The sequence below is a fragment of the Saccharopolyspora spinosa NRRL 18395 genome (assembly GCF_000194155.1).
GTDB classification, from domain to species: domain Bacteria; phylum Actinomycetota; class Actinomycetes; order Mycobacteriales; family Pseudonocardiaceae; genus Saccharopolyspora; species Saccharopolyspora spinosa.
Genome location: NZ_GL877882.1, coordinates 485,474 through 500,480, shown reverse-complemented (window position 1 = coordinate 500,480; position 15,007 = coordinate 485,474). Strand labels below are relative to the sequence as shown.

Annotated in this window: 16 protein-coding genes and 1 pseudogene; 3 read left to right on the top strand and 14 right to left on the bottom strand. The window is 64.7% G+C overall.

The window, feature by feature from the left end:
• Positions 1-62: 62 nt before the first annotated feature.
• Positions 63-899 (top strand): NucA/NucB deoxyribonuclease domain-containing protein, encoded by an 837-nt coding sequence (locus tag SSPN_RS53175; RefSeq protein WP_083822344.1) that lies wholly within the window; start codon positions 63-65, stop codon positions 897-899.
• A 24-nt stretch (positions 900-923) separates the two neighbouring features.
• On the top strand, positions 924-1,316 hold the full coding sequence (locus SSPN_RS56075) for a hypothetical protein (protein WP_143539618.1): 393 nt from the start codon (positions 924-926) through the stop codon (positions 1,314-1,316).
• Here the strand turns inward: SSPN_RS56075 and SSPN_RS0137880 are convergent.
• On the bottom strand, positions 1,300-2,487 hold the full coding sequence (locus tag SSPN_RS0137880; RefSeq protein WP_010315284.1) for an IS481 family transposase: 1,188 nt from the start codon (positions 2,485-2,487) through the stop codon (positions 1,300-1,302). The genes SSPN_RS56075 and SSPN_RS0137880 overlap by 17 nt on opposite strands.
• 402 nt (positions 2,488-2,889) lie before the next feature.
• On the opposite strand from SSPN_RS0137880, the gene SSPN_RS0137875 reads away from it, so the two are divergent.
• On the top strand, positions 2,890-3,375 hold the full coding sequence (locus SSPN_RS0137875) for an FAD-dependent oxidoreductase (protein ID WP_158309712.1): 486 nt from the start codon (positions 2,890-2,892) through the stop codon (positions 3,373-3,375).
• A gap of 17 nt (positions 3,376-3,392) precedes the next feature.
• Here SSPN_RS0137875 and SSPN_RS47945 read toward each other — a convergent pair whose 3' ends face one another.
• From SSPN_RS47945 to SSPN_RS0137815, 13 genes and pseudogenes are all read right to left on the bottom strand, one after another.
• On the bottom strand, positions 3,393-4,382 hold the full coding sequence (locus SSPN_RS47945) for a hypothetical protein (RefSeq protein WP_237710949.1): 990 nt from the start codon (positions 4,380-4,382) through the stop codon (positions 3,393-3,395).
• Positions 4,358-4,681, bottom strand: a complete 324-nt coding sequence (locus SSPN_RS61140) for a hypothetical protein (protein WP_237710948.1) — start codon at positions 4,679-4,681, stop codon at positions 4,358-4,360. The genes SSPN_RS47945 and SSPN_RS61140 overlap by 25 nt, the downstream gene beginning before the upstream one ends.
• Positions 4,682-4,686: 5 nt before the next feature.
• Complete coding sequence (locus SSPN_RS0137865; protein ID WP_272941801.1) at positions 4,687-5,040, bottom strand: ATP-dependent DNA ligase; 354 nt, start codon at positions 5,038-5,040, stop codon at positions 4,687-4,689.
• 632 nt (positions 5,041-5,672) lie between these two features.
• Positions 5,673-5,942 (bottom strand): hypothetical protein, encoded by a 270-nt coding sequence (locus SSPN_RS56070; protein WP_010315277.1) that lies wholly within the window; start codon positions 5,940-5,942, stop codon positions 5,673-5,675.
• Positions 5,943-5,960: 18 nt separating this feature from the next.
• Positions 5,961-6,750 (bottom strand): annotated as a pseudogene (locus SSPN_RS58930) (SAM-dependent methyltransferase).
• Entirely contained in the window at positions 6,744-7,016 is a 273-nt protein-coding gene (locus SSPN_RS0137850; RefSeq protein WP_029536124.1) for a hypothetical protein, read from the bottom strand. The pseudogene SSPN_RS58930 and the gene SSPN_RS0137850 overlap by 7 nt, the downstream one beginning before the upstream one ends.
• 413 nt (positions 7,017-7,429) lie before the next feature.
• On the bottom strand, positions 7,430-9,256 hold the full coding sequence (locus SSPN_RS0137845) for an acyl-CoA dehydrogenase (protein WP_010315272.1): 1,827 nt from the start codon (positions 9,254-9,256) through the stop codon (positions 7,430-7,432).
• A gap of 6 nt (positions 9,257-9,262) precedes the next feature.
• Positions 9,263-9,673 carry a Zn-ribbon domain-containing OB-fold protein gene (locus SSPN_RS47935; protein ID WP_010315270.1) on the bottom strand — a complete coding sequence of 137 codons (411 nt, stop codon included), beginning with the start codon at positions 9,671-9,673 and terminating at the stop codon, positions 9,263-9,265.
• A 6-nt stretch (positions 9,674-9,679) separates the two neighbouring features.
• On the bottom strand, positions 9,680-10,837 hold the full coding sequence (locus tag SSPN_RS0137835; protein ID WP_010315268.1) for an acetyl-CoA acetyltransferase: 1,158 nt from the start codon (positions 10,835-10,837) through the stop codon (positions 9,680-9,682).
• Between the two features lie 85 nt (positions 10,838-10,922).
• Positions 10,923-12,704 carry an AMP-dependent synthetase/ligase gene (locus SSPN_RS0137830; protein ID WP_010315266.1) on the bottom strand — a complete coding sequence of 594 codons (1,782 nt, stop codon included), beginning with the start codon at positions 12,702-12,704 and terminating at the stop codon, positions 10,923-10,925.
• Between the two features lie 31 nt (positions 12,705-12,735).
• Positions 12,736-13,185 carry a MaoC family dehydratase gene (locus tag SSPN_RS0137825; RefSeq protein ID WP_010315264.1) on the bottom strand — a complete coding sequence of 150 codons (450 nt, stop codon included), beginning with the start codon at positions 13,183-13,185 and terminating at the stop codon, positions 12,736-12,738.
• A complete protein-coding gene (locus SSPN_RS0137820; RefSeq protein ID WP_010315263.1) occupies positions 13,182-13,418 on the bottom strand; it encodes an SDR family oxidoreductase in 237 nt (78 codons plus the stop codon). The genes SSPN_RS0137825 and SSPN_RS0137820 overlap by 4 nt, the downstream gene beginning before the upstream one ends.
• Before the next feature lie 201 nt (positions 13,419-13,619).
• Positions 13,620-14,675, bottom strand: coding sequence for an LLM class flavin-dependent oxidoreductase (locus SSPN_RS0137815; RefSeq protein ID WP_237710947.1), 1,056 nt, complete (start codon positions 14,673-14,675; stop codon positions 13,620-13,622).
• Positions 14,676-15,007: the final 332 nt, after the last annotated feature.

Here is a 15,007-nt window from a genome sequence, read left to right as displayed (position 1 = left end):
CAAACCTGTGGACCATCACCAACACCGAAACGTCTAATGGGCAAGTCAACCTTCGCGGCGAAATGGACGTGGCCATCCGATCCTCGGTAGAATTCCCCGAAGGAAACGAGACGACGCCAAGCTGGGATCTAGACACCGATATTCAAGTCACACGAGCATGGGGAACCCTTGAAACAGCGAGCGGGATCGCGTGGACAGGCTGCTACAACAACTCCAAGATATGCACTACCTCGCAACTTGCGGACTCAAACGCCGAGAGCGAGTCGCTGAATCTTGCAGTTGGCCCCGCCATTTCAAAGTGGTATACGCAGTACGTCGCTGAAATGCCTTTCAACACCGTTCGCGATCTCTACGGACACCTGGGTGCAGCCATCCAGGTTAACGCTCCGGGAAACCCCGTCCTTCTAATCGACCATGCCGAGAACACGCTTTTCGGTCGATGTGACAACCTGAGCAACAGGTTCGGCGCGGGATGCGTCGATCAATATGGATTTGCCTATGTATCATATGATGTCCGAGACAATCCTACCGTTAAGGAAGTAGCTGAGCACGTGTTCGATTCTATTCGAACGCTTCCAAGTCACTGGGGAAGTGGCGCAATAGGTGGCCACCCGTTGAATAGGATTACCGACGCTGCGGCCATCGACAACAACCGTAATATTGCATGCGCAGGGGTCGATACAAAAGAAGGAGAATCGTGTGACGAATACCCATTGGCTTCCACCATTCAAGGGGGCAACGGAGCATCGTCCGACGATCGATCTATTCGTATAGTACCGATTAACGCTAACAACAGCCAGGGCGGCCTCACCAGCGCCTACTATGACTACTATCGGATCCACAACCTTGACGACTTCTATGTCCAAGCTATCCTTGAAGACGGTTCAACCGCGTGGTGAGCGCTTAAAGAAAGGATAGCACGAGTGCCTGACAAGCACGGCGATGTGGCACTGTCCGTCCGGTCCATGGACGGACAGTACCATATTCGTTCTCTTCCTGGAATGAATGACGCATGGCCAATTAGCCATGATGGACTGTTCGTTGGCGAGGACAACTGGGTTGCGGTCTTGTGCGGAACCCAGTTCGGCCCAATAGAACTCCGCGTCCGCAAGCATGACACAACCCCGGAAGAAATCGACCAAGGCTGGGATATGTCCGCGGAGTGGTCCCTTGACTGCGCCGAAGGTCGTCTGACAATCCAGGATATTTACAGCAGCGATCCACCCAAGGTCGTCGATGTGGCCTGTCATGTCTCGGTAGATCTGCCGCAGGTTTGTCTCGGTAGTTGTGTCACACATTTTAGGCGGCTGGGGTGAGTGTGCCCTGGTAGGTCTTGGTGTGGTCGATATGGAGGTGGCCGATCGGGTTGCCGTCGCTGGTGTAGGCGGTGGCCCGGTCGCCGTCGCGGATCACGGTGATCGGTTGGCCGACGTACTCGGGACCGATTCGTAGCCGGATTTGCTTGCCAAGATTGACGATGCCCTGCGTGCTGACCTTGAGTTCGTGGACGGTGGCGTCGGTCTGGACCGGGAGGTTGCCGGGGCCTGCGTGTACCGGGGCGTGATCCCAGGCATGGCGTGGCGTGACGCGGCCGATCGCGCTGTGCCGGCGGCGGGTGTTGTAGTGGTCACGGTAGAGGTCCAGCAGTGCCTGGAGTTCAGGCAACGAGGCCGGTGCGGGCCGGCGGTTCAGCCACTTTTTGAGGGTCTGGTGGTGGCGTTCGACCTTGCCGCAGGTTTGCGGGTGGTAGGGACTGGAGTGGATCAGCCGGGTGCCCGCGGTGGTGACGGTGCGTGCGAAACGGGTCGGGCCGGCGTTGTCGTGCCGGTTGCGGCCGGTGAAGGCGGATCCGTTGTCGGACAACACGATTCCCGGTGCCCCGAACTCGGTGAAGGCGGCGGTAACAGCGTCGATGGCGGCAGCGGTTGTTTCCGAGGCAGCCGCCTGGCACGCCACGAGCATGCGGGTGCAGTCGTCGAGTACGTCGAAAACCACGACCCTGGTGCCGTCGGCAAGAGCGGTCTCGGTGGCGTCGATCTGGTAGCAATCACGAGGCCGGGCATAGACAAAACGCCGCCAGGACGAGCGGGGGCGTTTGCGCGGGCTGGGCTCCAGCAGGCCGTGGCGGTCCAGGACCCGGTTGATGGTGGCCCGAGCGGGAACCCGCCAGCCCCGTTCGGCCCAGCCCGCCACGGCCGCGATCTCGGCGAGTTCGTCGCGGATGAAATCGGCTCCGTTGTCCGGGGCCAGCGCGTGACGCAACCGCACGATCTCGGCCACGACCGGCTCGGGGGTGGCATGCGGAGTCGTTCTCGGCCGCCGGGACCGAGGCTGCCACCGGCCCTCCACCCGGGCCCGGGCCCGGTGTCGATAGAACGTGCGCCTATCGACACCGTTGATCCGGCACCACTCCGCCACATTCGCGACCTCGGCCCCAGCAACAAACATCGCGTCCATCAGCTGCATGATCGCCCGTTTCCGCGTCATGGCCGAACACCACAACGCCAATCAGGCGGCAGATCACGCAACACCACCCGACCCGGGTGTGTCACTTGCTGCGAGACACAAACCGTGTCACATCAACTGAGACTGAAGAGTCGTCGATGTGGCCCCAGGGTGGGTCAGACTGCGGTTGTCAGTACGGGACCGTAAGAGCGCAGCGGAAGCATCGTCCCCCATAGCCTCTGCTGTCGAACACCATCTCCTACAACTCTGGCCCACCCGTACACGCCACGATCCAACCATCGTACTGGGGCCCGATAAACTTGCTCAATTCTTGCGCTGAGCAACAATTACTGGGTTCACATTCAGCAGAATATCCCAGAAATCGAGTCGGAGGGTCGGGTTGCCCGACCCTCCGACGAACTTGAAACCCGCGAGGTGGGCTACGTGCTCTCCGTGGCCTGCGCCGCGCCGATCACCACCGCGGCGGGCGCGATACGGGCCGATGCCCATCTCCGGCGCGGGCCCGTCGGGCTCTCGCTCGCGCTGGGGTTGGCGCGCGCCGGTGTGCGAAGCACGGTCATCGAGAAGAAGCGGCGGCTGGACCCGCATTCCCGGGCCACCCTGATCCTGGCCCGGGCTCTGGAGATCTTCCGCCAGTGGGGTGTTCTCGACCGGTTCGTCGCCGCCGGGAACGTCGTGCCGCACGTCCGGCTGCGGGAGTTCACCAGGAACCACCAGATCCTCCACGCCAACTTCACCAAGCTCAACTACATCAGTGCCACGGCCTACGCCCTCGCCCTCCCGCAGGAGTCCACGACCTGCTCGATGATCCGCCATACCCGGTTGCCGAGCCGGATGCGAGCAGTTGAGGATCACGTTGGAGGGCAAGACTTCTCCCACCCACGGCGTCGCCTGCTACTGAACACATGATGCGATCATCGGCACCGTCACCAACTTTGTGCCAGAGTCGCCCCCGGAGCGGACAGTGCTCCAGGGGCCGCTTCAATTCCGCGTGCGAATGGCCGCGTAGCGGCTCCAGCTGACGCCGATCTGCTGGGCGACCTGAGTGAGATGGGTGTCATCGAAGCCGAGCATCTTCGCGACCACCGCGGGTGGCGCGTCGAGCAGGAGCTGTTGGAGTGCGGCGGAACGCCCACTGAGGGCGGGAAGTCCGTGTCGGCGAAGGTGTTTGCGGCGGCGGTCATCAGCTGGCCGGGGTTGATGCTCGGGAACGACCCGGCCGCGCCGGTGTTGCTGGTCGTGAGGTTGCGCCGGTGGTCGAGGTAATCGGCCAGGATCGCATCGAACGGTGCGGGCACCGGTACCGGCGGATCGCCGAGCCGGAGGTGAACTTCGTCGTCGGTGCGCACGACGTCGTCGACGGTCAGGCGCAGCACCCGTAGGAGCGGCTGGGCGTAGAGCACCATGAGCAGGGTGGACACCCGGGCTGTCGGGTGGATGGTGTCGTCGAGGGCCAGGCGGCGCAGCACGTCGAGCCGCTGCTGCTGGGTCAGCGGCTGCGGGTTCAGTTCACGGCGGTGCGGGATCGTCGCCGGGGTGAGCAGGCGAGCGCTCATCGCCCACTTCAGGAACGCGGTGGCGAGCCTACGGGTGTAGAACGGGCCTTCGGCGAACCAGGCGTCGATCTCGGCCTGCCCAACGGCGCCGAGCTCCAGGCCGTGCTCGTCGAGCCAGGACAGGAATGTGACCGCCCCGGAAACGTGGTTCTGGGCGCCTTCCACCTGTTTCGCCGTGACCGGCTGCTGTTCGGCGAGTCGTGCAGTCGTCTGCAGTCGTCGTCGCACGTGCCAGGCGGGGAACTCGGCCTGCTCGATGTCGTCGAGCTTGGTGCGCAGCCACCGGTCGAAGGCCAGCAGGTGGCGATCGACCGGCGGTAGGCAGCCGTGCTGCATCAGCAGGTCACGCAGGAACGCCACGGATCGCCAGTGGCTGACCGTTCCAGCTCGGTGATCACCTCGTGGCTGATCGGACCCGGGTACGTCGCCAGCGTCCGCAGCATCCGCTGGACGTGCGGGCGCGTGGACCACTTCTGTCCGGAGATCGGGTCCGGCATCGCCACGAGCCCGTCGACGAACGCCCGCAGGTCCTCCCGGACGGTGCCGGTGCCGTCATCGAGCAGAGCGCGCAGCCGCACCGCCAAGTAGCAGCGCTCACACAGCCCACGGCGATAGAGCTCCTGGGTGTCGTCCTCGCATTGTGCGCAGCTCAGCGGCATTGCGGTCAGGAGCAGGGGCGCAGCCGGGCCCGGGTGGGCCGCTTGGCGTTGAGGGTGACCACATCCCGCAGCAGCGCCGTGGTCAGGCGAGTTCTCTGAATCCGATTCTGTAAACGCACGAAGTTGGGTTGACCGCCCGCGCCGATGGCGACAATCTCGCCGTCCAAGACAACGCTCCGCGAGCCGATGACATGCGCGAGGGCTCGTATCTCGGGAAACGAGCTCGACACCTCCCGGCCCGAGCGGCTGCTCACCTGGACACCCCCCGGCCCAGCGACCACCAGTGCGCGCATCCCGTCCCATTTGATCTCCACAGCCCAGCCCGGCCCCTCAGGTGGAGGCCCCGCAGTGGGCAGCATCGGCCCGCGTGCCACCCACGCCGGCATCTGCGGTTGTGCTGGCATTCCGTGAGCCTGCGCCGCGGCGCGGGCCGCCGCCAGCGGTACGACTGGTGATCATGACTGTCGACATCGCATACTGAACACGTGTTCGATACCGGTCCGGATGTGCACCCGATGGTCGCGCGGCTCTTTCGCAATCCGCGCCCGGTTTGGGTCGACCTGGACGCCTTACTGTCACGGCAGGAGTCGAGCATCCGCCGAGCCAATGAGATCCCGCTGATCGTTCGCGCCCAGGGGCTCGCGCTCCAGCAGACGCAGGGGCGGCAGCTCGGATGGCTGCGGTCCGACCGCGGGCCGGGGCGCTCCAGCAGACGCAGGGGCGGCAGCTCGGATGGCTGCGGTCCGACCGCGGGCAGTGGTTGGGCGTGGTCACCTGCTCCGTTCCGACCGCAGTGGGCACTCTCCCATGCCAAATGCTGTTGGCCGCTGATCAGTTCAGTGTCCATCAACCCGGCGCTGCCGGACCGGCCGCCGGCGACGCGTCGGATTAGCAAACGGCCGTGACGGGCTTTTTCGCTCTGCGTCACGGCCGCGTGCGGCTTCAGGCTTCGGCACCCTTCGTTTCCGGGCGGGCGCCGAAGGGGTGTGTTTCAGACGAGGTGGATCCGTTCGAGTTCCTTGCCCCGACGGATGAGCACCTCGCTGCCGTCGACCTTGGTCGCGCGGTACACCAGGTCGCCGTACCCGACCAGGCGGCGCAGTGCTTCGGTGATGCTGACCCTTCGCGATCGGCCACCATGCGCCGTGCTTGCTCGGTCTCGGCGTTGATGTTGACCGTGATCTTGGTGCTTCGGGCTATTGAGGCCCTCTCGATGGAAGCCTGCGAAAGCGAAAGCGAGGGCGGTTCGCCCGTGACTCATGGCTTCCCAATCTTGTTTTTATCGTCGAGGCTTTCGAGTTGCCGCACGCTGGCGACCCCGCCGAGCAGCCTCACCGTCACCGCCAGGTCGATGGCCGCGGAATGGGCAGGGCGAGTTACGCCTGTACTTGTGGGCAACACCTCCGAAGAAGATAAAGTTCTCCGGGCTTGTCAAGGTTGCATGGTCGGGTCTCCAGTCCGGTACGTAGACCGCTCCCGGTTCCACTATGGGCAGCTCGCCGAACAAACTGGTGATCCATGCACGGCTCCGTGCGACGGCGGGGTTACTGCTCGTTCCATAGAGGCTTTCGAGCCGATGCATGTCCTCAGGACGTGCGTCGGCGGTGGCGTGCGTGATGACCAAGAAGCTTCCCGCGGGCAGGGCTTCCCTGTAGCGCGCGACGAGGTCTGCTGGGTCCGCACATGTCGGTCCGCAGGATCGCCGCGTACGGGTTCTTTTCGAGCAGGAGTTCGCTGTGCGCAACTGCGACGGGCTCGTTGTCGACATACAGCACCCGTGTCGTGGGATCGACGCGCTGAGCGATCTCGTGCACATTTCCCACCGTGGGGATCCCTGACCCGATGTCGAGAAACTGCCGAACGCCGGCGTCGCGCCCGTAGTCGACGACACGTCGCAGGAACGAGCGGTTGGCTTGGCACGCCAGGTCGACTCCGGGGAACACTTCTTTGGCCCGCTTCGCAAAGTCTCTGTCGACTTCGAAGTTGTGGCACCCCCCGAGAAATCTGTCATAGACACGGGCGGCGCTGGGAATTGTCAGATCAACATTTTCGGGAACCCAATTCAACATAGCGCGGCTACGATCCTTCTATCCGAGGACAGGCACTTGTCGCGGCGTTGGCACGGCTGCGTCAACGTGCACAACGGACGTGTTGCTCGCTGGTCGTGCTCGTCGCCGCCGATGACCACCGTCAGATACCGCACCGCTGCCGTCTGATGCCGCGCCACCGCGACCTTCTCATAGGGGTCATCCACACCGAGGGCCTCCAGCGATCGAGCCCAGCGGGCGTCGCAGTTCTTCTTGCGGCTTAGCAACGCCACCAGGCGTTGGATCATCGCGGCCCCCGCACGAACGACAGGTGCTCTACAGCGAACGTCGCGACCCCACGGTGCTTGATCAAGGCTGTCTCGTTGTCTCCCAGATACAAACCGGCCCCCAGTTCAGTGGCTTACCGAACTCGGAGTAGACCGCGATACCGATGTTGAGGACCAGAGCGTTTCCAACGCATTTCCGGCGAACATGACCGAGACGCTGAGCCACCCTTCGCGTAGTGAAGGCGTGGCTGCCCACGCTCGTCCTGTCGGCCACCGTGCCCTGGAACCCGCACGCTCGGCACGCTCACGCGCTTGGCCCAGCTGATTCCACCGGTCATCACTCGTGGCCTCGGCCGACGCTTATATCCGATCTTCAGAGCCATGCGGCTCATCACCTCTCCTTCGAGCCGTACGGCCCGAAGGTCATGCGTGCGCTAGAAGCAGGAATCACTGAGGTGCATCAGGTCTAGGCTCGTCGTGTTGGCGACGGTCACCTCCGCCTTGACATGGGGAAGCACCGAACTCGCGAAGAAGCGCGCCACCGCGACCTTGCCGTGGTAGAAGTCGCGGTCGACTTCCGTGAGGTCGTTCCGCGCGAGCTTTGTGAGTGCGACGTCCGCCTGGCGGCAGAGCAGCCAGGCCACGACAAGATCTCCCACCGCGTAGAGAAGCCGCGACGTGTTCAGTCCCGCCTTGTAGATCGTCTCATGGTCTTCGACGGCCTCGTCAACCCAGTTCGTCATCATGTCGATGATGGTCTGCACGTCGTTCAAAGTCTCGAGCAGCAGACGCCGTTCCGCCTCGAGGTCGTCACCGGTTTCGGCGAACTGCCTGATGCGCCCGGCCAGGTGCGACCAAGCCTTCCCACCGTCGCGAACAATCTTGCGGAAGAACAGGTCCATGCCCTGGATGGCAGTGGTCCCCTCGTACAGTGTGTCGATCTTGGAGTCGCGCACGTACTGTTCGAGGGGATAGTCCTGCAGAAAGCCCGAGCCGCCGAGAGTCTGGAGGGACTCGGTACTCAGCACGGAGTAGGCCCGTTCGGAGCTGAGGCCTTTCACAATGGGCAACAGGAGTTCGTTCAGACCGGCGGACAGGTGGTCATTCTCTGAGGACTGCTGTGCGACCTGAACACGGTCGCGGTAGGACGCGGCGAGGAGATAGAGCGCGCGAAGTCCCTCGGCGTAGGCCTTCTGGATCATTAGGCTGCGTCGGACATCCGGGTGTTTGATGATAGGGACCCTCGGGGCGGTCGCGTCGCCCATGTGCGTCAGATCAGGGCCCTGGAGGCGGTCTTGGGCGTAGTCGAGCGCGTTCAGGTAGCCAGTGGACAGTGTCCCTGCGGCCTTGATTCCAACGGTCATCCGGGCACCCTCGATCACCAGGAACATCTGCCGGATGCCGTCATGGACGTTGCCGACGAGGTAGCCGACGGCGGGATGCTTCTGACCGAAGGCGAGTTCGCAGGTGGCGGAGGATTTGATGCCCATCTTCTTTTCGACGTTGGTCACGTAGACGCCGTTGCGTGCACCGAGTTCCACGGTGTCGAGGTCCACGAAATACTTCGGCACGAGGAACAACGAAAGCCCCTTGCTGCCGAGTGCCGCGCCCTCCGGACGGGCCAGGACCAGGTGGAAGATGTTTTCCGACAAATCGTGCTCGGCTCCAGTAATGAACCGCTTGACGCCCTCGATGTGCCAGGTGCCGTCGGGCTGTTCGACAGCCTTGGTCCGGCCTGCTCCGACGTCGGACCCGGCGTCGGGCTCGGTGAGGACCATGGTCGCCATCCACTGTCGTGCGAGAGCCAGTTCCGCGAAGCGCCGTTGCTCGGGTGTACCGATCTTCCAGAGGATCTGGGCAAAGGTCGGACCGGTGACCATCAAGTAGGCACTGGGGTTCGCCGCCATCGCCAGCTCCCCGACCGCCCAGGCGAGGCTGGCCGGGACGGACTGGCCGCCGAACTCCGGTTCCAGGAAGACGCGGTGGAAGTCCGAGTCCATCCAGGCCTGGAAGGACTTCTTGACGCCCTCGGGCATGGTCACCGATCCCGTCCCCGGGTCGAAGACCGGCGAGGTGCGGTCGCTGTCGACGAAGGAGTCGGCGAATACACCAGTGGCAAGTCTGTCCACTTCGGACAGAAGGCTGCACGCTGTGGCGACGTCGAGGTCCTCGAACGGTGCTTGCCCAAGCAGGTCCGGGAGCCCGTTCACCTCGAAGAGGTTGAACTCCACATCACGCAGGTTGGTTTTGTAGTGTCCCACAGAACGTCACTTCTTCCGGTCGTGGACGGCGCTCGGAGTTACGCGGAAGCAGGGAAGTTCCGGAGAATCCGGACTCAGCCTGGCGATCTCGAGGGTCACCCTGGCCCCGATGGTCACCCGTCCGTCACCGACAATCCGGGTGAGCATGCGGGGACCATCGTCGAGGTCGATCAGGGCGAGCGTGAACGGCGTCTGCTCGGCGAACTCCCCCGGAGCGCGGTGCGCGACCGTGTAGGCGTGAACAGTTCCCTGGCCTGAGACGACATGCCAGCGCAGATCGTCGCTATGACAGTGCGGGCAGTGAGACCGCGGGTAGAAGACCGCGCGCATACAGTTCTCGCACCGCTGCATGCGCAGTTCCCCGGCGGCGATGCCGTCCCAGAAGAGTCGTGTCTCCGGAGTGATCGTGAGTTCCACGGCCGATCACACCCTTCCGAGGACGACGGTCGAGGTAGCGGAGAGCATTCCGCCGGTGCCGTGCACCAGAGCGAGTTCGGCGTCGGCGACTTGCCGGCGCGGTTCGATGGCGGCGTACTCACGGCGAAGTTGCCGTGTCGCCTCGATCAGCAGAAAGATCCCGTACATCCCGGGGTGCGTGTAGGACAACCCGCCGCCGTCGGTGTTCATCGGCAATCCTCCACCTGGCGCGGTGCGTCCGTCGGCGACGAGGTCAGCCGCCTCGCCGGGCTTGCAGAAGCCGAGTGACTCGAGTGTCAGCAGCACGGTGATGGTGAAAGAATCGTAGATCTCCAGCAGGTCGATATCGTCGTGGCCGACGCCTGCCAGCCGCAAGGCCGAAGGGCCCGACTGGGCCGCAGCCGTCACGGTCAAGTCAGGCATGTTGGCGATCGAACAGTGGGTCACGGCGTCGCCGTGGCCGAGAATTTCGATGGGTTGGGTGGCGAGGCCGGGCCAGCGGTTCCCGGCGGCGACCACGACTGCCCCGCCGCCGTCGGTGAACAGGCAGCAGTCCAGCTTGTGCAGCGGCTCGCAGATCATCGGGGAGGCCAGGACGTCCGCCGCGCCGATCAGCTCACGGTTGGGAGCCTTGGGGTTGAGCACCGCCCATTTCCTGGCGCTCACGGCGACCTCGGCCATCTGCTCGCTGGTCACCCCGTACTGGTGGAAATACCGGTTGGCGGCGAGACCATAGGCGGCGATCGGCAGCGGCACGCCGAACGGTGCTTCGAACTGGTCGGCCATCACATCGGTGATCGCGCCCGTGCCGTTGTTGACCGGGTCGGTCCGCTGGGTGCTCCCGTAGGTGATCAGGGCGACGTCGATCAGTCCAGCTTCGATCGCCGCGGCGGCGTGGCCGACGTGGGCTTCGAAGGACGAGCCGCCGATGTTCGACCCGTCCAGGTAGTCAGGACGAAGACCGAGGTACTCGGCCAGAGTCGCGACCGGGCTCCAGGACCATCGGCCGGCGGTGAACAGCGCGTCGACGTCGTCGAAGGACAAGCCCGCCTCGGCGAGCGCCGCGGAGGCGGCGGTGGCCTGTTGGGACATCACGCTCAGGTGCGGGGTCTTGCCCACGTCGGTTTCCGCCACTCCGACGATCGCGGCGCGCCGCTTTGCCATCGTGCTTGGTTCCTCTCTCCGGCCACGGTTCACCCGCGGCGTCGACATTCATGTCCGTGCCGGACTGCCTGAGTTCGGCTCGTGGTCAGGGGTACATGCCGTCGATCTGCGCGGCGTATCGGTCGACGATCCGCGATCGGCGCATCTTCAGCGTCGGAGTCAGCTCTCCGGTCGCGACGCTCCAGGGACGGCCGAGTACGTGGTAGGCCTTGATTTGCTCAACCTTGCTGAGTTTGGCGTTGGTGTCGGCGACGAGACGGTCGAGTTCGGACCAGACTTTCGGATGTCCGGCCAGTGCGTCCAGGTCGGCGACGTCGATGCCGTGCGCGGCCGCCCAGGTCGCCGAGTGCTCGTCCAGGGTCAGCAGCGCGGTCAGGTATTTGCGGCGGTCCCCGACAACCATCGCGTGCCCGAGCAGCGGGTGGTCCAGGAGCAGCTCTTCGATTTTGGCGGGTGCGATGTTCTTCCCGCCGGAGGTGATGATCAGGTCCTTCTTTCTGCCGGTGATGTACAGAAAGCCTCGGTCATCGACGTGCCCGACGTCGCCGGTGGCGAACCAGCCTTGCGAATCGATGGCCGGTTCGATACAGCCGTCGGCACCGAGATAGCCAAGGAACACCGACGGTCCCCGGACGAGGATCTCCCCGTCGGCTGCGATCCGGATCTCCGTGGCGTCGATAGCCGTGCCGACGGCGCCTATGGCGAACCGGTCCGGACGGCTCAGCGTGACAACGCCCGCGGTCTCACTGAGGCCGTAGAGTTCGAGCAGGGACAGTCCGAATCCGGCGAGTTCGTCCAGTACCGCGGTGGACATCGGCGCGGCCCCCACCGTGAGGCGCCGTGCCTTCTCCAGACCGATCGCCGCACGCAAGTCGCGCAGGACGGCGGGCCCGCTCGGAACAGTAGGGCCGTGGACCCCACTCGCGCGACTGCGGTGCCCGTCGAGCACCGCGCGGTGCGCCTGCTCCGCGGCCGCACGCTGGTCTGCCTGGAGCCGTTCCCGGAGCGTGCGCAGCCGCAGCGCAAGCTTTTCCCAGGTTCGCGGCACACCGCCGAGGAAGTCGGGCTGGACGGCGCGGAGAACATCTTCCAGCTGCGCCGGATCGTCGCAGATCGTCACGTGACCGGCGGCGAACAGAGGCAGGTAGATGCCCAGGATGCGCTCGGCGATATGCGCGAGTGGGAGGTAGGAGATCGACCGCGGTCGACGGATTCCGGGAACGCTCGCGTCGAGTGCGGCGGCCGCGCTCAGAACGTTGCGGTGACTCAGGACCACTGCTTTCGGGGTGCTCGTCGTCCCCGAGGTGTAGATCATGCACAGGGGGTCTTCCGGCCGGATGCTCTTGGCCAGTGCGGCGCTCCGCTCCGGGGCACGGCCGTGTCCGAGCGTCTGAAGTTCGTGGAACCGGACGACCTGTTCTCCCGGTTTGGTGTCACCATCGACCAGGACGACGAGCGGCGGCCGGGGCAACTCGCGGAGTACCGGCATCCACCGTGCGGCCTGCGTGGCGTTCTCGAGGACGACCGCGCTGGCCTGACTGTGGGCGGCGATGTGGCGGATGTCGGCGTCGGACAGTGACTCGTAGGTGGAGCACGAGATCACTCCGAGGTGCGCGGCGGCCAGGTCCGCGACCCAGTGTTCCTGCCGTTTCGCCATCACGATGAGCATGCGGTCGCCGCGGCGCAGTCCCGACGCTCGCAGGCCACCGGCGAACGCGACCACCTCCGCGCGCAACTGAGCCCAGGTGAGGGTGCGACAACGCGATTCGATTCCGCTGGTCAGGGCTTCGGCTGTAGGCAACTCGCGCGCGTTGCGGCTCAGCAGGGCGGGAATAGTCAGGTCGGCGGGGTGTGGCACGGTACTCACAGGGCTCCTCGCGGCGTGGGAGAAACGGACGTCAGCGCACGTAGCGGAGCAGGCTCTCGGCGACGCACGCGGGCTTGGGCGCTCCCTCGACCTCGACGGTGACGGTGCGGGTGACCTGAAGTCCCCCGGGCACTGCTTGGGCCGTCGTCAGTTCCACTCGAGCGCGAACGCGGCTGCCGACCGTGACCGGGGTGATGAAGCGGACCCTGTCGAGCCCATAGTTGATGACCATGGACACACCGTCGACCCCCATCACCTGCTGGGTCATCGGCGCGATCAACGCGAGGGTGAGGAAGCCGTGCGCGACGGTCCTGCCGAACTGCGCGGTAGCGGCGCGTTCGGGGTCGACATGGATCCACTGGTGATCGTCGGTGGCGTCGGCGAATCGGTCGATGCGCTGTTGATCAACGACCAGCCAATCGCTGACGCCGAGTTCCGTGCCGGCGGCCCTGGCTAACTCGTCGAGGCTGTCAAAGATCATCGTGTGCCGCCGTTGATGTACAGGGTTTGCCCGGAGACATACGAGGCGTCCTCACCGGTGTTGTTCACGAAGATGTCCACGCGAGCCAAATCGGCGGCAATACGGTCAATCTCCGTCTCGACGGCCGCGAAGTCGGTGACATCGCAGTCGTAGGCGTGCGAGTGTCCCGTTCGGCTCGAAGCGTCGAAGTCGAGGAAGGCCACGGCGGCGTCTTCCTGCGCGAACCGTTGCACGGTGGCAGCTCCGTTTCCCTAAACGCCGCCTGTAACCACGGCGATCTTCCCGTCAAACCTCCCTATGAAAGCTTCTCCCTTACTATTTCTAGTTAATGTGGACATCCGCGCCGCACGGAATCCGCGTGCGGACCACTCGCGGCCGGAAAAGAAAGGTTCGGCTCGTCGGAATCCGTTGTGGATACTCTGCTGGCGAGATCCTCAGCGAGGGTCCTGTCCGACCGAAGCGAAGGCCCGCACGGTCTCGATTCGGTCGGCCCAATTGGTCCCGTAGGCGGGTACAACTGCCACCTGGTCCACGCCTACGGCCGCGAACTCGGAGAGCCGCCGCTCGATTTCCGCCGGCGTCCCCGCAAGGCTGAAGGCGTCGACGACCTCGTCGGTGACTTCCCTGGCGTGCTCGGCTTTGGCGAGTTTATGGCCGTAGTAGTTGCCTTCGTATTCGGCGGCGAAGGTGCGGACATGCTCGATTCCCGGGACGATCCGTTCAGGCAGCGTCAACGGGAGCCAGCGCATCACCATCCGGGCGACCGGCCCGCGAACGTGGTCCCGCGCCCGTACCGGATCGTCACCCATGGCGATCTCGGTCCAGAGGACCACGTCGATGTCCGCGAGGCTCCGCCCAGACTCTTCGGCTCCTTCGCGGACGTAGCTGAGTGCCTCGGTAATGACCTCCGGGGCCGTACCAATGAGGAGGATGACCCCGTCCCCGACGCGGCCCGCTGTACGCAGAGCCTTCGGTCCTGATGCCGCGACGTAGACCGGTATCCGCCGGGGGCTGCCGACGAGGTAGTCGAGGCGGTATTCGGTCGCGGTGACATCGTCGGTGACCGAACGGCCCCCGGTCAGGTCCCGGAACTCCCTGATCCTGGTCTCCAATGTCTTCAACGGCACCGGTTTGTGGCCGATGCTGCCCAGCGCGGTGAACCCGGTACCGACGCCGACCGCCGCCCGACCAGACGACAACTCCGAGACCGTCGCCCACATCGACGCGAAGACCGACTGGTGCCGAGTGACCACATTGGTCACTCCTGTCCCGAGCACGACGGTCGACGTGCTGACCGCCGCCGCTCCCAGGAGCGCCGCGGCCTCCCGCCAGTTGTTCTGCGAGTCACCGATCCATACGTGGGAGTACCCGAGTTCCTCCGCCGTCCGGGTAAGTTCCAGGACCTGCGAGGCGGGCTCGCTCGGATACACGACAAGTCCACGGTGGGGCAGGGTGCTGTGCGTCGTCGCTGACGCGGAGCCGTCTGACACGATCTGATCCTTCATACTCTGCGTGGGACCTGGGGCGTCGGATACCGGCTTGCATCCTCAGGCCTCTTCGGTCGCTTGCCAGCTGTCTTCGAGGCAACGTTGACCGGAACGCGTTCGGCTTCCGGCTCTTCTACCGTCATGTCGCGACGTTCCTCGTTCGTCGGATGTGAACATGACGTGCGAACTCACCGGGCCGCAGGGCGTTGATGCGAACGTCCGGCCGCGTGGGACCAAGTGAGAGGACGTCTCCGCGGGCCTTCCAGAGCGGCTGCCACCAAGTCCCATCGACATTGACTTGTGCTCTGGTCCACCCAGGCTAGGTCGCCGCCTAC